Raw genomic sequence first — 15,221 nt, forward strand, 5'->3', positions numbered from 1 at the left:
ATCCGCCCGCGGCGCGGATCACTCACTCGCGGCGCGGATGGAGGCGACCTGGTAGAGCGCGACCGAGGCCGCGATGCCCACGTTGAGCGACTCGGTCGCCGACGAGATCGGGATCGAGACGATCTGGTCGCACGTCTCGGTGACGAGGCGCGACAGACCCTTGCCCTCCGAGCCGACGACGATCACGACGGGACGGTCGGCAAGCTCGAGCGCCGGGAGCGAGACCTCGCCGCCGCCGTCGAGCCCGAGGACGAACACGCCCTGCTTCTTGAGCTCCTTCAGCGTCGTCGTGAGGTTCGGCGCCATCGCGACGGGGATGCGGGCGGCGGCGCCCGCGCTCGTCTTCCAGGCGGCGGAGTTCACCCCGGCGGAGCGGCGCTGCGGGATGATGAGCCCCTGACCGCCGAAGGCGGCCGTCGACCGGATGATGGCCCCGAGGTTCCGCGGATCGGTGACCCCGTCGAGGGCCACCAGTAGCGGCGTCTGGCCGCGGTCGACGATCTCCTCGAGGAGGTCCTGCGGGTGCGCGTACTCGTACGGGGGCACCTTGAGGGCGACGCCCTGGTGCACGCCGTCGAAGCCCGCCATGCGGTCGAGCTCGGGGCGGGTGACCTCCATCACCGGGATGCCGCGCTGCGTCGCGATCGACAGCATCTCCTTCACGCGGTCGTCCATCTCGACGCGCTGGGCGATGTAGAACGCCGTCGCGGGGATCTTCGCGCGGAGCGCTTCGAGCACGGAGTTGCGCCCCGTCACGTTCTCGGTGTCGTCGCCCGACTTCGCCTTCGGCGCGCGCGAGCCCGCCGGGCGCTGCCCGGGCTTTCCCTTGCCGCCGGCGGCGGCGTAGCGCTCGGCGGCCGCCTTGCGCTTGCCGGCCGGGTGCCACGCCCGGTCTTCGGCCTTCGGCGTCGGCCCCCGACCCTCGAGGGCGCGACGGCCGTTGCCGCCGGTGCCCTTCGTGGGGCCCTTCTTCTTGCCCTTGCCCGCTGAGGGGTTGCCCGGCTTAGCCACGGTTCACACTCCAATGGGTCCCGTCGGGACCGTCTTCGAGGACGATGCCGGCATCCGCGATCGCGTCGCGGATGCGGTCGGCAGCCGCCCAGTCCTTGCCCGCGCGCGCCTCGGCGCGCTGGGAGATCAGTTCTTGCACGAGCACGTCGAGCGCCCGCGCCTCGGCGTCGTCGGCGCTCCCCTGCCACTGCGGGTCGGCGGGGTTGAGGCCGAGGATGCCCGTCATCCGGCCCACCTCGACGAGCGCGCGCGCCGCCGCGTCGCGGTCGCCCGCGTCGAGGGCGGCGTTGCCCGCACGCACCGTCTCGTGCACCACGGCGAGCGCCTGCGGCACCCCGAGATCGTCGTCGAGGGCGTCGGCGAACGTCTGCGGCAGGTCGGCGGCGACGAGCGGCAGCGCCGTGCCGAGCACGCGCGTCGCGCGCTGCTGGAACGAGCGGATGCGCCCGAGCGCCGCCTCGGCCTCGGTGAAGGTCGACGGGGTGACCTCGAGCGATGACCGATAGTGCGCCGCGGCGAGCGCGTAGCGCACGACGAGCGGATCGTTCTCGGCGAGCACGTCGTGGGCGAGCAGGAAGTTGCCGAGCGACTTCGACATCTTCTGGTCGCCGACCGTCACGAGCCCGTTGTGCAGCCAGTACCGTGCGAACGGGTCGCCCGCCGCCGTCGACTGCGCCAGCTCGTTCTCGTGGTGCGGAAAGCGCAGGTCGATCCCGCCGCCGTGGATGTCGAACTGCGGCCCCAGGTAGCGCCGGCTCATCGCCGAGCACTCGATGTGCCAGCCGGGCCGTCCCGGACCCCAGGGCGAGTTCCACGTGGCATCCACCGGCTCGTCGGGCTTCGCGGCCTTCCACAGCGCGAAGTCGTGCGGGTCGCGCTTGGCGCTCTCCGGCGCATCGGCGGCGGGCTCCATCGCGTCGATGCTCTGGTGAGTGAGCGCGCCGTAGGCGGGCCACGAACGCACGTCGAAGTAGACGTCGCCGCCCGCGGCGTAGGCGTGACCGCGGTCGATGAGGGTCTGGATGAGCTCCTGCATCTGCGGGATCGACGCGGTCGCCCGCGGCTCGTACGTCGGCGGAAGGATGCCGATCGCGGAATACGCCGCCGTGAACTCCCGCTCCATGCGGTAGGCGAGCGCCCACCACGGCTCGGTCGCCGACCCGTTCGCAAGCACCTTGTCGTCGATGTCGGTCACGTTGCGCACGAACGTGACCCGTCCGTACCGTCGCACGAGCCACCGCCGCAGCAGGTCGAAGGCGAGCGCGGCGCGCAGGTGATGGATGCCGGGGCCCGACTGCACCGTCGGCCCGCAGACGTACATCGTGACGTTCGCCGGGTCGAGCGGCGCGAAGTCGCGCAGCGCCTGCGCCTGGGTGTCGTAGAACCTGACCGTCACCCGACCAGCCTACCGGCGGGCCTCGCCGCCTGCGGTAGAACAGTGCTGTGCTGCACGTGATCGCCATCCTCGCCGCCGCCGTGCTGTTCGGCACGACCGGCACCGCGCAGGCGCTCGGGCCGGAGGGCACGACACCGCTGGCGGTCGGGGTGATGCGCATGGTGATCGGGGGCACCGCCCTCGCCGTGATCGCGTTCTCGCTCGCGGCCCTCAGCCGCCGCCGGGCACCGGACGCCATCCGCCCTCGCCTCGGCATCCGTTCGGCGCTGCTGATGCTGCTGTCGGGTGTGTGCCTCGCCGTCTACCAGCCGCTATTCTTCCTCGGCACCGCACGCAACGGCGTCGCCGTGAGCACCGTGATCGCGCTCGGATCGGCGCCGGTGCTGGCGGGGCTGATCGAGTGGGCGCTCACCCGACGGCTCCCCTCGGCCCGGTGGATGGGCGCCACCGCGCTCGCGACCGTCGGCGTCGTGCTGCTCGGCTTCGGCGGGTCGCCCGGATCGGGCGGCACCGACCCGATCGGGGTCGCCGGCGCGGTCGGAGCCGGAGCGTCGTTCGCGATCATCGTGAACGTGCAGCGCCGCCTGCTGGATGCCGGATGGGACGCCTTCACCATCGTCGGCGCCATGGGCGCGGCGGCCGCCGCCGTCAGTGCGCTCGCACTGCCGTTCGTCGACGTGTCGTGGGCGGGGCAGCCGCGCGGCCTCGCTCTCGTGCTGTGGCTCGGCCTTGCGACGATCGCCGTCGCCTACGTGCTGTTCACCTGGGGGCTGCAGGGCGTGTCGGCGGCGACCGCCGCGACCCTCACCCTCGCCGAGCCGCTGACGGCCGCGCTGCTGGGCTTGACGGTGCTCGGTGAGCGCCTCTCCCCGACCGCCGTCGCCGGGCTCGTCGTGCTCGCGGCGGGCCTCGCGCTCCTCGCCCGCTCCGCCCGCGGCTCGCGCGGGCGGAGCGCGTCACGCCCGTCCGGCGCGGCGGACGACCCGGCCCCGTACGCCGTGGAGGGCTGAGCTCTCCCCGCATCCATCCCGCCTGCCCCACCCCAACTGCAAGGGATCGTGTGCGACACGCCGAGCAGCACCCTGCGCACGCGGCGTGTCGACCTCAATCTCTTGCAGTTGCGCACGACGGCGAGGGGTGGATGCCACGCACCCGCCCCGAAACACCGGCGAAACGAGCACCGGTCATGCTGGACGGGTGAGCCTGCGCATCATCGTCGACGACCTGACCGCCGCCCCGACGCGCGCGCTCATCGCCGCGCACCTCGCCGGGATGCACGAGAACTCACCTCCGGAGAGCGTCCACGCGCTCGATTTCGGCGCACTCGCCGCGCCCGGCGTCACGGTGTGGTCGGCGTGGCGCGATGACGACCTCGTCGGCATCGGTGCCCTCGCCCAGCTCGACAGCGAGCTCGGCGAGCTCACGTCGATGCGCGTCGACGACCGCTTTCGCGGCACCGGTGCCGGGCGCGCGCTGCTGCGGCACATCGTCGCGCAGGCCCGGGAGCGCGGCATCCGGAGCCTCTGGCTCGAGACGGGATCGGAGGATGCCTTCATCTCGGCCCGTGCGCTTTACGCGAGCGAGGGGTTCGCCCCGTGCCGGCCGTTCGAGGGCTACGCGCCCGATCCGCTCTCCACCTTCATGACACGGGAGCTCTGAGCCGTCAGCGCGGCACGACGAGCGCGGCGGCGTACGCCGCGATGCCCTCCCCCGTGCCCGTGAAACCGAGCCCGTCGGTCGTCGTCGCCGACAGCGACACCGGCGCTCCGAGGGCCGCGGAGAGCACCGCCTGCGCCTCCGTCCGCCGGGCGGACAGCCGCGGGCGGCGCGCTTGCACCTGCACCGAGACGTTGCTGATCGAGAATCCCGCCTCCTCGACGAGGCGGCGCACGCGGGCGAGGAACGCCTCGGCGTGCGCGCCGGCGTATTCGGGCCGGTCGGTGCCGAAGTGCGTGCCGATGTCGCCGAGCCCGGCGGCGGCGAGCACCGCGTCCACGATCGCGTGCGCGACGGCGTCTCCGTCGGAGTGCCCCCGGAGCCCCTGCTCCCCCGGCCACTCCAGCCCGGCCAGCCAGAGCGCGTCGTCACCGCCGAACGCGTGCACGTCGGTGCCGATGCCGACCCGCGGAACAGTCATCGCGGCTCCGCCCGGAGCGGCACCCGCACCCGGTTCGGCGTCTGCCTCGGACCGCAGCAGCGCCCGCGCACGGTCGAGATCGCCGGGGGTCGTGACCTTGAAGCCACGCTCGTCGCCGGCGACCGTCCAGACCGCTCCGCCCGCCGCCTGCACCAGCGCGGCGTCGTCGGTGTGGTCGGCGGATGCCTCGGCGTACGCCTCGTCGAGCACCGGCCTGCGGAACCCCTGCGGCGTCTGCGCGGCGGCGAGCGCCGACCGGTCGACCGCCTCGACCACGGCGCCCTCGTCGACGCGCTTGATCGTGTCGACGACGGGGAGCACCGGCAGCACCGCGTCGTGGCCGTCGCGGACGGCGTCGATCACCCGCTCGAACACGGCAGGCGGCGTCAGGGCGCGTGCGGCGTCGTGCACGAGCACGACATCGACGTCGGCCCAGACGGCGTGCAGGCCCGCCGCGACCGACTGCTGACGGGTCGGACCGCCGGGCACCACGCTCACGAGGTCGTGACGGTCACCCGCGACCTCGCGCGCCTCGGTCAGCGCGTCGCCGACGCGGCTCGGCGGGGCGACGACGATCACCTGCGCGAGCGGCGCGGCGAACACCGCGACGAGCGCGTGATGGAGCACCGTATGCTCGTCGAGACCGACGAACGCCTTCGGCACACCCGAGCCCAGGCGCTCCCCCGACCCGGCGGCCACCACGATGACGGCGACGCGCGGAACGGGGACGATATCGCTGCTGCTCATGCCCTCGACCCTAGCGAGGGCGCGGGACGAGCGAGGCGCGGGAGGAGGTCAGCTCGCGAGAACCTCGTCGAGCACGCCGCCGGCGTGCTCCTCGTCGGCCTTCAGCGCCAGCGCGATCTCGGAGATGAGGATCTGACGCGCCTTGGCGAGCATCCGCTTCTCTCCGGCCGACAGGCCGCGGTCCTGGTCACGGCGCCACAGGTCGCGCACGACTTCGGAGACCTTGATGACATCGCCCGACGCGAGCTTCTCGAGGTTCGCCTTGTACCGGCGCGACCAGTTCGTGGGCTCCTCGGTGAAGGCGGCGCGCAGCACGTCGAAGACGCGCTCGAGCCCGTCCTTGCCGATCACGTCGCGAACGCCGACCAGATCGACGTTGTCCGCCGGGACCTCGATGATGAGGTCTCCCTGCGTGACATTCAGCTTCAGGTACTTCTTGGTCTCGCCCTTGATGATCCGGTCTTTGACCTCGATGATCGTCGCGGCGCCGTGGTGCGGATAGACGACCGTCTCGCCAACCTCAAAAAGCATGCAGTTATGTCCTTTCGGCAACCTCAAGGATACCACAGCCGACATACGCTAAGGTTCGCCAGCTGGCGCCTCGCGCGACCCGCCTGCGGCCCCGGCCGCGGGCCGACGGGCGGCGCGGGCGCACCCTAGAATGGTGACGCACCGCCGCTCGCGGCGGGTGCCCCGCATCGTCACCTGGAGGACCCGTGAACACGCGCCGCCTCGCGCCCGTCGCCCTCGCCGCCGCCGTCCTGCTGGGCGTGACCGGCTGCGCCATGATCTCGCCCCAGGCGACGACCATCCCCTACTCCCCCGCCGACGGCGTGAACGTGCCCGCGTCGGGCCCCCTGAAGGTGCGCAACGCCCTCTTCGTCGCCGACGAGTCGGGCGAGAACGCCAACTTCCTCGCCGCGATCGTCAACGACACCGACTCGGCGGAGACGCTGCTCGTCGGCGTCGACGGCGCCAACAAGAGCGTGCGGGTGCCCGCGCACTCGAGCGTGAGCCTCGGGTTCGACGACGCCGAGCCGCTGCTGTTCGAGGGTCTCGACACCCCCGCGGGCGCCGACGTCGACGTGACGTTCCAGTCGGGCGACGGCGAAGGCGTGCAACAGGCCGTGCCCGTGCTCGACGGCACGCTGGAGTACCTTGCCGACTTCGTTCCGAAGAGCTGACCCGCCGCCGGCTCAGGCCTCGAAGCGGTACCCGAGGCCTCGCACGGTGAGGAGCATCACGGGCTCCGACGGGTTCTGCTCGATGCGCGAGCGGATGCGCTTGATGTGCACGTCGAGCGTCTTCGTGTCGCCGAAGTAGTCGTTGCCCCACACCCGATCGATCAGCTGGCCGCGCGTGAGCACCCGGCCCGCGTTGCGCATCAGCACCTCGAGCAGCTCGAATTCCTTCAGCGGCATGGCGATGACCGCCCCGTCGACCGAGACGGTGTGCCGGTCGATGTCGATCACCACGCGGCCGCCGTCGACGATGCGGTCGTCGACGTCGACCTCCTGCACCGCCGCACGGCGCAGCACCGCGCGCATGCGGGCGAGCAGCTCGCGCGACGAGTAGGGCTTCGTGACGTAGTCGTCGGCGCCGAGCTCGAGCCCGACGACGATGTCGACCTCCGAGTCCTTCGCCGTCAGCATGATGATCGGCGTCTTCGCGGTCGTGCGAATGACGCGGCACACCTCGGTGCCCGGCATGCCGGGGAGCATCAGGTCGAGCAGCACGATGTCGGCGCCGCGCGCGGCGAAGGCGTCGAGGGCGGCGGGTCCGTCCTCCGCGATCTCGACCTCGAAGCCCTCCCGCTGCAGCAGGTAGGCGAGCGGGTCGGCGAGATCCGGCTCATCCTCGACGATCAGGACGCGGGTCATGACGGGTCTCCTTTCGTCGGCGCGACATCGCGGGCCGCCTTGGGCTTGCTCTTGTTCTTCTGCTTCTTCGGCTTGGTGCGCCGACTGCCCTTGACGAGCGTGTTCTCGGGCGGCTCGACGACGCTCAGCCGCACCGTGAACGTCGAGCCGCGCCCGGGCCGCGACCACAGCTCGACTTCGCCGCCGTGCCGCTGCACCGCGTGCTTCACGATCGACAGGCCGAGCCCGGTGCCCCCGGTGCGGCGCGAGCGCGCCTGATCGGCGCGGTAGAACCGCTCGAACACCCGCTCCTGGTCGCCCTCGGGGATGCCGATGCCGCGGTCGGTGACGGCGATCTCGACGACGCGGTCGTCGGCCTTCACGCCGACGCCCACCTGCGCGCCCGGCGGGGAGTACGCGACCGCGTTGGCCACGAGGTTGCCGATCGCCTCGGTGAGCACCTGCACGTCGCCGCGCACGTACGCGCCCCGCGCCCCGCCCCGCACGATCGCGATGCCGGCGGCGTCGGCGGCTATCGACTGCGACTCGATGGCCGCCGCGACGACCTCGTCGACCGACACGTCGCGCAGCTCCGTCAGGTCGTCGGCCGACTGCAGGCGCGACAGGTTCATGATGCGCGAGGTGAGCTGGCCGAGCCGGGATGCCTCCGCGCTCAGCCGCGCCGCGAATCGCCGCACCTGGTCGGGGTCGTCGGCGGCCGAGTCGATGGCCTCGGCGAGGAGGGTGATGGCGCCCACCGGGGTCTTCAGCTCGTGGCTCGTGTTGGAGACGAAGTCGCGCCGCATCTGCTCGACCCGCTCGTGCTCGGTGATGTCGCGGATGACGATGAGGGTGAGGCGCGGCGTGATGACGCTCGCCCGCGCGGTGACGAGGCGCTGCTCGACGCCGCGGCGCAGCCGCAGGGTCGCGCTCTCGGGGCGTGCGGCGCGGCGCGCGGCGCGCACGACGGCGCGCAGCTCTTCGCCCGGCAACGAGGAGCCCTCGTGCATGTCGAACAGCTCCGCGGGCGCCGAGGCGGCGAGGACCTGCAGCGACGCGTCGACCACCACGGCCGCCTCGTCCATCCCCTGGAGCACGGCCCGCGTGCCGTCGGGCAGTTCGAGCGACGCTTCGACGCGCGCCCGGTCGCGGGTGCGCAGCGCCAACAGCACCAGGGCGGCGAGCCCGCCGCCGATGACCGCACCGACGGCCAGGGCGACGATCGCCAGCTGCGTCGAGTCCATGCCCCCAGCGTAGGGTGGGCGGAAGGCGGCATCCGACGCGGACCGCCCCGCCGACGGCGCGTCGCAGCACTGTTCACCGCACCGGCACCGTTCGTTAACCTTCGCTGGTTAACTTCGGCGGGAGGATCGGCGCGGGCCGTGACCAGAGGTCACGCACCCCGGCATCCGTGCCGCCCCAACCCCTCGAGGAGAGACCGAAGATGCGCGAAGTTTTCCACCAGTCGCTGGAGGACGTGCGGGCCCGCCTGGTCGAGATCGGCGAACTCGTGACGGTCGCCATCGACAAGGCGACCCGCGCGTTCAGTACGAGCGACGTGGCGCTGGCCGAAGAGGTCATCGAAGCCGACCAGGTGATCGACGACAAGGCGATCGCCCTCGACGAGCTGGCGATCCAGATCCTGGCGCGCCAGCAGCCCGTCGCGCGCGACCTCCGCATCGTCGTCGCGGCGCTGCGCGTGAGCGCGTCGCTCGAGCGCATGGGCGACATCGCGGAGCACATCGCGCAGCTGACCCGCATGCGCTTCCCCGAGCGGGCGATCCCGAAGGGCCTGAAGAACACCTTCACGCAGATGGGCGAGCTCGACGTCGAGGTGGCGCGCACCCTCACCGAGCTGCTGCGCACCGAAGACCTCGCGCTCGTCGAGACGCTCCGCAACCTCGACGACCAGCTCGACGACCGCCACCTGGCCGTCTTCGAGAAGGTGCTCAGCGACAACTGGCAAGGCGAGGCGGCGGCGACCGTCGACGCGACGCTCGCGAGCCGCTACCTGGAGCGCTTCGCCGACCACGCCGTCTCGGTCGCCAAGAAGGTCGCCTACCTCGCCACCGGCGACTGGACGCCCGACACCAACACCATCGCCGTCATCGCCGCGAGCGGCGAGCTGCTCGACTGATCACGACGCGCCCGGAGCGCGACGCGAACGCAGAAGAGGGGATGCCACGTGGCATCCCCTCTTCTCGGCTGCGACCGCTCGGGTCAGTGCTTGCCCTGGTTCGCCACGGCGGCGGCTCCCGCGGCCGCGGCCTCGGGGTCGAGGTAGCGGGCGGGCTCGATGGGCTCGAAGTTCTCGTCGAGCGTGTAGACGAGCGGGATGCCCGTGGGGATGTTCAGCTCGGCGATGTCGGCGTCGCTGATCTTGTCGAGGTGCTTCACGAGGCCGCGCAGCGAGTTGCCGTGCGCCGCGACGAGCACGGTCTTGCCGCTCGCGAGGTCGGGCTTGATCTCCGCCTCCCAGTACGGCAGCAGGCGGTCGATGACCATCTTCAGCGACTCGGTGCGGGGCACCTCGCCGTCGATGTCGGCATAGCGCGGGTCGTGGATCTGGCTGTACGGGGAGTCGTCGTCCAGCGGCGGCGGCGGCACATCGAACGAGCGGCGCCACAGCATGAACTGCTCGTTGCCGAACTTCTCGAGGATCTCGGCCTTGTCCTTGCCCTGCAGGGCGCCGTAGTGGCGCTCGTTGAGGCGCCACGAGCGCTTCACCGGGATCCACAGCCGGTCGGCGGTGTCGAGGGCGATGTTCGCCGTCTGGATCGCACGGCTGAGCACCGACGTGTGCAGCACGTCGGGCAGGATGCCCGACTCTCTCAGCAGCTCGCCGGCGCGGGCGGCCTCGCCGCGCCCCTGCTCGGTGAGGCGCACATCGACCCAGCCCGTGAACTGGTTCGTCTTGTTCCACTCGCTCTGCCCGTGGCGGAGGAGGATCAGCGTGTAGGGAGCGGTCATGCTCGTCATCCTACCGAGGAGGGCGCTGGCACACTGGGGATATGTCGCCGGAAAAACCGCCCCGATCCCGGAGCGGTCCCGCGGCGGGCGTCGTCGGCCAGGTCACCCGCGGCACGACGAACACGAACCGCCTGCGCCGCGTCGATCGGTGGATCGCGCGGCACCCGGTGCTGCGCCGCACCGACGATCCGCTGGTCGTCGACCTGGGCTACGGCGCGAGCGGGGTGACGGCGTTCGAGCTCGAGGCGCGGCTGCACCGCGCGCGGCCGGATGTCGAGGTCGTCGGCCTCGAGATCGACCCCGCCCGCGTCGCCCGCGCCGAGGCTCAGCTCGCCGACGTGCGCGCCGGGCGCACCCCGTTCTCCCCCGACGCGCACGTCTCGTTCGGCCGAGGCGGGTTCGAAGTGCCCCTGCCGGGCACCGAGCGCCGGCCCGCGGTGATCCGCGCCTTCAACGTGCTGCGGCAGTACGACGAGGGCGAGGTCGCGGCCGCGTGGCAGCGGATGAGCGCGCGGCTGCAGCCGGGCGGAATGCTCGTCGAGGGCACCTGCGACGAGCTCGGCCGCGTGTGCACGTGGATCGAGGTGGGGGCGGATGCCACGCCCCGCTCGCTCACGCTGTCGCTCCGCCTCGCGGGGCTCGCCTCCCCCGCGATCGCCGCCGAGCGGCTACCGAAGGCGCTCATCCACCGGAACGTGCCCGGCGAGCGCGTGCACGCGTTCCTCGCGGCGCTCGAGACGGAATGGGTGCGCGCGGTGGCGGCGGCCCCGTTCGGCGCCGAGCAGCGGTGGCGCACCGCGCTCGAGGCGCTCGCCGCGGCGGGCTGGCCCGTGCAGGGCCGCTCGCGCTGGCGCCTCGGCGAGGTCACCGTGCCGTGGGAGGTCGTCGCGCCGGCGTGACCCCGACGCGGTCGGCGCCTCGCCCCCCGCGCTCCGCGCCTCACGCTCCGGGGCTCAGACCCGCGGAAGCGCGGCGCGGGCGTCGGCGGCGGTCATCCCCGCGGCGGTCATGAGGTCGACCGCGAGGGGGCGGAACGCGCCGATGAGGTTCTGGTCGACGCTCGACCGGCCCGCCGCCAGCGCGGCCGGGTCGAGACGCGTCGCGACGGAGCGCACCGCCTCCCGCGCGACCGGCTCGTAGGAGATGTCGACGAGCACGTCGGGCAGCAACCGCGCGGCGGCGGCCAGCTCGTCGAGCAGGTCGGCGGCGACCGGGCGCGGGGCGCCGTCGTCGCAGAGGTACACCACACGCCGGGCGATCACGCGGAGGTTGCGGGTCGCGAGATCGAGGTGCGTGCGCACCCGCTCCTGCCGGTCGAACTCGCTGCGCTGACGGTGCAGGAACGGCGAGATGCGGGCGATCGCGGCCCCCGACTCGATGCTCTCGCGCCAGGCATCCAACGGTCCCTGCAGGGCGCGTGCCTTCTCGAGCCCGCGCTCGGCGCGCCGCCGGTCGCCGGCGCGCAGCGCCTGCACGAGGGTCAGCACCGCGTCGTCGAACGCGGCGAGCACGACCGCGCCCTCCTGCGCCACCTGACGCAGGGGGCTCCGCGGCACGAGGGCGGTGACCAGCAGAGCCGCCACGCCCCCGACGATGCCGTCGACGAGCCGCAGGAACGGCACGCTCTCCGGGATCACCATCACGATCGCGGCCTGGATGGCCGCCGCGATCGCGAACCCCGGCTGGTCGTTCAGGAACCGCGCGACGACGAGGCTGACGGCGAGCGTGATCGCCAGCTGCCACCAACCGATGCCGGCGATGAGCACGATGAGCTCGGCGACCAGGATGCCGACGATCATGCCGATCACGGTCTCGAGCACCCGCCGCGGCCGCGCGTCGCGCACGAGTCCGAGGCTCGACACCGTCACGGTCGCCGCGAGGAGCGGCGCCGCGTGACCGAGCACGTAGTGCGCGAACGCGAACGCCGCCGTCGCGGCGATGACGATCTGCGCGACCGCGCCGGCCGACTCGCGCACCCGCTCGATGCGGCGCCGCGGCGACAGCCGCGCCCGCCACCCCGTGCGGACGGCCACCGAGCTGGTCTGCGGGTCGGGCGCGCTCATCGTCGCCCCGTCAGCGGCGGCGCGAGAGGCGCGGCAGGCGCGGCACGGCGGCGGTGCGCCCGGCCTCGGGCGGCACGATGACCTCTTGAGCGGCGGCGACGGCGCCGTCGCTCGTCCCGACCGTCAGCGTCGCGTCGACGGGCGTCGCCCGGCGGACGAGCGCGAGCGCGATCGGTCCTTCCTCGTGGTGGCGCGCGACCGAGGTCACGACGCCCACGGTCTCGGCGTCCGCGGCGCCGTCACCCGTACGGGCCGACACCGCGGCGCCCACCTCGGGCAGCACCGCTTCGCTGCCGTCGAGCTGCAGCAGCACGAGGCGGCGGGGCGGATGCCCGAGGTTGTGCACCTTCGCGACCGTCTCCTGCCCGCGATAGCACCCCTTGTGGAGGTGCACGGCGGTGCGGAGCCAGTCGACCTCGTGCGGCAGGGTGCGCGCGTCGGTGTCGAACGCGCCCTCGCGGTCGGCGCGGGGGCGCCACGCCGCGACCCGCAGGGCGTCGACAGCGAGGTGGCCGGCGACCGGCTGCGTGCCGGCGACGGCGGCGGCGGCGAGCGCCTCGTCGTCGGCGGTCTCGACGATCGCCTCGGCCCAGTCGCGCTCGTCGCCCGGGTGCGGGTCGGTCAGGGCATAGCCCCACCCGCCGATCCCGACGCCGGGCCACGGGTCGTGCCACACGGCGGCGGAGCGGAGCGCCCCGACCGCGGCGGCCGTCCCCCCGACGACGCGGTGGGTGTCCGAGGCATCCTGCACCTCTACGCGCAGCCGGAACCGCATGCGCGTGAGCCATGCGGCGAGCGCCGCGGCGCGGGAGCGCTCCACGATCAGCCAGGCGCGTTCGCCGTCGTCGACGACGGATGCCGCGTGCTCGATGTGCCCCTGCGGGTCGAGCACCAGCAGCTCGGTGCTCTCGCCGGGCGCGAGGGCGGCGAGCGACTGCGAGGTGATCGAGTCGAGCCAGGTGAGCCGGTCGGGCCCGGCGATGGTCAGCACGGTGCGCCCGGACAGCGGGGCGAGCGCCCGGCCGTCGGCGAGCTCTCGCTGCTCGCGCAGCGGCGATCCGACGTGGGCGAGGCCCTCCGCGTCGACGACGGCGCCCGGCACGCCGGCATACGGCGCCGCGGCGGCGGCCGCCGGCGTCTCGGGGGCGGTCACGCTCACTCGGCTCGGGCGAGGCGCGCCGAGGCGTGCGCGGAGAGCGGGCTGCCGAGGGCGGCGATGTCCCACGCCCACAGCAGATGCCCGTCGACGTAGCCGTACATCCGCGAGGCGGAGGCGTAGGGCTTCGCGCCCGCGGGGCGGACGATCGCGTCGGTCGCGAGGTCGATGCGGGGCCCGCGCGCCTGGCCGAGGTACAGCTCGCAGATGCCGTCGGAGTGCACGATCGCGACCTCGAGGTCGAACCCGCCCTCTTCGGTGCGCAGCGCCTCGACGTCGTCGACGGTGCGCGCGCTCTCGCGCGCGGTCACGGCGGGCAGGAGCGCCGGGCCGGGGTCATCTGTGCCGGCGGGACGGGCGAGGCGCCAGTACCCGGTCTCGGCGACGAGCGGGGTGCGCGTGTCGTCCTCGCCGATCAGCCAGGCGCTCGCGGTGTAGTTGACGTAGTCGCCGCCGTCGTGGCTGAAGCTCACCCGGTGGGCGAACTCGCCCTCGAACCGGGTGCCGTCCGCCTCGTAGTCGATGACGCCGGTGCCTTCCCAGACGCCCAGCAGCCACGACAGCGGAACGATGTCCGCCGGCAGATCGGTCGGAAGATCGAACACGGCGCTCACCGCTGGCCGCGGTAGAGGTTCTTGATCACGACGCCCGAGACGAAGACGATCGCGAGCGAGGCGAGCGCGAGGAGCCCCACGAAGAAGAGTTCGAGTGCGACGAGGTCCATGCCCTCACTCTACCCGTCCGTGCCCGGCGGAGCGCGCGGCTACGCGGAGAACATGCTGGCAAGGCCGAGACCGAGCCCGATGAGCCCCATCACCGCCATCGCGCCGAGGGCGCTCGCCGCGACGCGGCGCAGGAACCCTTCGGCGTGGCCGTAGGCGAACTGCACCACGAAGGCCAGCACGATGCAGCCGGCCAGACCCACCGGCATCCATGCCGCGCGCCAGTCGGGCGGGGCGACGAAGCCGATCACGACCGCGATCACCGCGGCCGCCACCCACACCGCCACGATGCCGCCGAAGCCGCCGCGCGGCGCCAGTCCGGGGATGCTCATCCCCCCATCATGGCCGATCGCGGCGCCGTCCGGGGGCGGCGCGACGAGGTCCTAAGATGAAGCCACGGCCCGCTCGCCCGGCCGGAAGGGACCGCATGGCTCAGCTTCTCGTCTTGAGTTCCGCCCTCGGCGGAGGGCCCGTCCTGCCCGCGCTCGAACTGCTCAGCCACCGCGTGCGGCAGATCCCCGCCGAGCCGGCGCAGCTGGTCGGCGCCCCGAGCTGCGACGTGATCTTCGTCGACGCGCGCAGCGACCTCGTGGGGGCGAAGTCGCTGTGCAAGATCCTCAACACGACCGGGCTGGATGCCCCGCTGGTGCTCGTCGTCACCGAGGGCGGCCTCACGGCCGTCTCGACCGACTGGGGCATCGACGACGTCATCCTGCTGAACGCCGGCCCCGCCGAGGTCGACGCTCGCATCCGGCTCGCGATGGGTCGCCAGAGTGCCGAGCAGGTCTCCAGCCGCATCCAGACCTCGGGCATCACGATCGACGAGTCGTCGTACTCGGCGAAGGTGCACGGCAAGCCGCTCGATCTCACGTACAAGGAGTTCCAGCTGCTGCACTTCTTCGCCACGCACCCGTCCCGGGTGTTCACGCGCGAGCAGCTGCTGAGCGAGGTGTGGGGCTACGACTACTTCGGCGGCACCCGCACCGTCGACGTGCACGTGCGGCGTCTGCGCGCCAAGCTCGGCGATCTCGAGCAGCTGATCGGCACCGTGCGCAACGTCGGCTACCGCTTCAACGTGTACGAGGACGACCAGGTGCCCGCGCCCAAGGAGCGCTCCGGCACCTGAGGCCGCCCGCACCGGCATCCACCCGGTTAACGCG

At 73.0% G+C, this 15,221-nt stretch carries 17 protein-coding genes; 6 read left to right on the forward strand and 11 right to left on the reverse strand.

Annotation, left to right across the window (positions count from 1 at the left end; translation table 11 throughout):
- Nucleotides 1-18: 18 nt before the first annotated feature.
- Complete coding sequence (rlmB, locus tag FHX68_RS06275; RefSeq protein ID WP_141380479.1) at nt 19-1,011, reverse strand: 23S rRNA (guanosine(2251)-2'-O)-methyltransferase RlmB; 993 nt, start codon at nt 1,009-1,011, stop codon at nt 19-21.
- Nucleotides 1,004-2,407 carry a cysteine--tRNA ligase gene (cysS, locus tag FHX68_RS06280; RefSeq protein ID WP_141380480.1) on the reverse strand — a complete coding sequence of 468 codons (1,404 nt, stop codon included), beginning with the start codon at nt 2,405-2,407 and terminating at the stop codon, nt 1,004-1,006. The genes rlmB and cysS overlap by 8 nt, the downstream gene beginning before the upstream one ends.
- Before the next feature lie 47 nt (nt 2,408-2,454).
- On the opposite strand from cysS, the gene FHX68_RS06285 reads away from it, so the two are divergent.
- Nucleotides 2,455-3,417, forward strand: coding sequence for a DMT family transporter (locus FHX68_RS06285; protein ID WP_141380481.1), 963 nt, complete (start codon nt 2,455-2,457; stop codon nt 3,415-3,417).
- 187 nt (nt 3,418-3,604) lie between these two features.
- On the forward strand, nt 3,605-4,066 hold the full coding sequence (locus FHX68_RS06290) for a GNAT family N-acetyltransferase (protein ID WP_229661541.1): 462 nt from the start codon (nt 3,605-3,607) through the stop codon (nt 4,064-4,066).
- 4 nt (nt 4,067-4,070) lie between these two features.
- Here the strand turns inward: FHX68_RS06290 and ispD are convergent, their stop codons facing one another.
- Both ispD and FHX68_RS06300 read right to left on the reverse strand, forming a co-directional pair.
- Nucleotides 4,071-5,291, reverse strand: a complete 1,221-nt coding sequence (ispD, locus tag FHX68_RS06295) for a 2-C-methyl-D-erythritol 4-phosphate cytidylyltransferase (protein ID WP_141380482.1) — start codon at nt 5,289-5,291, stop codon at nt 4,071-4,073.
- 48 nt (nt 5,292-5,339) lie between these two features.
- Nucleotides 5,340-5,822, reverse strand: coding sequence for a CarD family transcriptional regulator (locus tag FHX68_RS06300; RefSeq protein WP_141380483.1), 483 nt, complete (start codon nt 5,820-5,822; stop codon nt 5,340-5,342).
- Nucleotides 5,823-6,007: 185 nt separating this feature from the next.
- Here FHX68_RS06300 and FHX68_RS06305 point away from each other — a divergent pair, with 185 nt between their 5' ends.
- Nucleotides 6,008-6,475 carry a DNA modification methylase gene (locus FHX68_RS06305; protein ID WP_141380484.1) on the forward strand — a complete coding sequence of 156 codons (468 nt, stop codon included), beginning with the start codon at nt 6,008-6,010 and terminating at the stop codon, nt 6,473-6,475.
- Nucleotides 6,476-6,487: 12 nt separating this feature from the next.
- Here the strand turns inward: FHX68_RS06305 and FHX68_RS06310 are convergent, their stop codons facing one another.
- Nucleotides 6,488-7,171 carry a response regulator transcription factor gene (locus tag FHX68_RS06310; protein ID WP_141380485.1) on the reverse strand — a complete coding sequence of 228 codons (684 nt, stop codon included), beginning with the start codon at nt 7,169-7,171 and terminating at the stop codon, nt 6,488-6,490.
- Nucleotides 7,168-8,394, reverse strand: a complete 1,227-nt coding sequence (locus tag FHX68_RS06315) for a sensor histidine kinase (RefSeq protein ID WP_141380486.1) — start codon at nt 8,392-8,394, stop codon at nt 7,168-7,170. The genes FHX68_RS06310 and FHX68_RS06315 overlap by 4 nt, the downstream gene beginning before the upstream one ends.
- Before the next feature lie 200 nt (nt 8,395-8,594).
- Here FHX68_RS06315 and phoU point away from each other — a divergent pair, with 200 nt between their 5' ends.
- On the forward strand, nt 8,595-9,287 hold the full coding sequence (gene phoU, locus FHX68_RS06320; RefSeq protein ID WP_141380487.1) for a phosphate signaling complex protein PhoU: 693 nt from the start codon (nt 8,595-8,597) through the stop codon (nt 9,285-9,287).
- Nucleotides 9,288-9,370: 83 nt separating this feature from the next.
- Here the strand turns inward: phoU and FHX68_RS06325 are convergent, their stop codons facing one another.
- A complete protein-coding gene (locus FHX68_RS06325) occupies nt 9,371-10,120 on the reverse strand; it encodes a phosphoglyceromutase (protein ID WP_141380488.1) in 750 nt (249 codons plus the stop codon).
- 41 nt (nt 10,121-10,161) lie between these two features.
- Between FHX68_RS06325 and FHX68_RS06330 the strand changes: the two genes are divergently transcribed.
- Nucleotides 10,162-11,019, forward strand: a complete 858-nt coding sequence (locus tag FHX68_RS06330; RefSeq protein ID WP_141380489.1) for a class I SAM-dependent methyltransferase — start codon at nt 10,162-10,164, stop codon at nt 11,017-11,019.
- A 54-nt stretch (nt 11,020-11,073) separates the two neighbouring features.
- Here FHX68_RS06330 and FHX68_RS06335 read toward each other — a convergent pair whose 3' ends face one another.
- The 4 genes from FHX68_RS06335 to FHX68_RS06350 all read right to left on the reverse strand — a co-directional run bounded on the left by FHX68_RS06335 (nt 11,074) and on the right by FHX68_RS06350 (nt 14,393).
- Complete coding sequence (locus FHX68_RS06335) at nt 11,074-12,183, reverse strand: FUSC family protein (RefSeq protein WP_141380490.1); 1,110 nt, start codon at nt 12,181-12,183, stop codon at nt 11,074-11,076.
- Nucleotides 12,184-12,193: 10 nt separating this feature from the next.
- Nucleotides 12,194-13,336 carry a CAF17-like 4Fe-4S cluster assembly/insertion protein YgfZ gene (gene ygfZ, locus FHX68_RS06340; protein ID WP_141380491.1) on the reverse strand — a complete coding sequence of 381 codons (1,143 nt, stop codon included), beginning with the start codon at nt 13,334-13,336 and terminating at the stop codon, nt 12,194-12,196.
- A gap of 2 nt (nt 13,337-13,338) precedes the next feature.
- Nucleotides 13,339-13,944, reverse strand: a complete 606-nt coding sequence (locus FHX68_RS06345; RefSeq protein WP_141380492.1) for a heme-binding beta-barrel domain-containing protein — start codon at nt 13,942-13,944, stop codon at nt 13,339-13,341.
- A gap of 158 nt (nt 13,945-14,102) precedes the next feature.
- Nucleotides 14,103-14,393, reverse strand: coding sequence for a hypothetical protein (locus tag FHX68_RS06350; protein ID WP_141380493.1), 291 nt, complete (start codon nt 14,391-14,393; stop codon nt 14,103-14,105).
- 95 nt (nt 14,394-14,488) lie between these two features.
- Between FHX68_RS06350 and FHX68_RS06355 the strand changes: the two genes are divergently transcribed.
- Nucleotides 14,489-15,187 (forward strand): winged helix-turn-helix transcriptional regulator, encoded by a 699-nt coding sequence (locus FHX68_RS06355; RefSeq protein WP_141380494.1) that lies wholly within the window; start codon nt 14,489-14,491, stop codon nt 15,185-15,187.
- Nucleotides 15,188-15,221: the final 34 nt, after the last annotated feature.

It is taken from the genome of Microbacterium lacticum (assembly GCF_006716815.1).
Taxonomy (GTDB): domain Bacteria; phylum Actinomycetota; class Actinomycetes; order Actinomycetales; family Microbacteriaceae; genus Microbacterium; species Microbacterium lacticum.

What these genes read in the sequence shown, in the direction of transcription:
- ispD (WP_141380482.1), bottom strand. Translation starts at nt 5,291, where the DNA reads ATGAGCAGCAGCGATATCGTCCCCGTTCCGCGCGTCGCCGTCATCGTG.
- FHX68_RS06325 (WP_141380488.1), bottom strand. Translation starts at nt 10,120, where the DNA reads ATGACCGCTCCCTACACGCTGATCCTCCTCCGCCACGGGCAGAGCGAG.
- FHX68_RS06310 (WP_141380485.1), bottom strand. Translation starts at nt 7,171, where the DNA reads ATGACCCGCGTCCTGATCGTCGAGGATGAGCCGGATCTCGCCGACCCG.
- FHX68_RS06315 (WP_141380486.1), bottom strand. Translation starts at nt 8,394, where the DNA reads ATGGACTCGACGCAGCTGGCGATCGTCGCCCTGGCCGTCGGTGCGGTC.
- FHX68_RS06330 (WP_141380489.1), top strand. Translation starts at nt 10,162, where the DNA reads ATGTCGCCGGAAAAACCGCCCCGATCCCGGAGCGGTCCCGCGGCGGGC.
- phoU (WP_141380487.1), top strand. Translation starts at nt 8,595, where the DNA reads ATGCGCGAAGTTTTCCACCAGTCGCTGGAGGACGTGCGGGCCCGCCTG.
- FHX68_RS06335 (WP_141380490.1), bottom strand. Translation starts at nt 12,183, where the DNA reads ATGAGCGCGCCCGACCCGCAGACCAGCTCGGTGGCCGTCCGCACGGGG.
- FHX68_RS06355 (WP_141380494.1), top strand. Translation starts at nt 14,489, where the DNA reads ATGGCTCAGCTTCTCGTCTTGAGTTCCGCCCTCGGCGGAGGGCCCGTC.
- FHX68_RS06300 (WP_141380483.1), bottom strand. Translation starts at nt 5,822, where the DNA reads ATGCTTTTTGAGGTTGGCGAGACGGTCGTCTATCCGCACCACGGCGCC.
- FHX68_RS06350 (WP_141380493.1), bottom strand. Translation starts at nt 14,393, where the DNA reads ATGAGCATCCCCGGACTGGCGCCGCGCGGCGGCTTCGGCGGCATCGTG.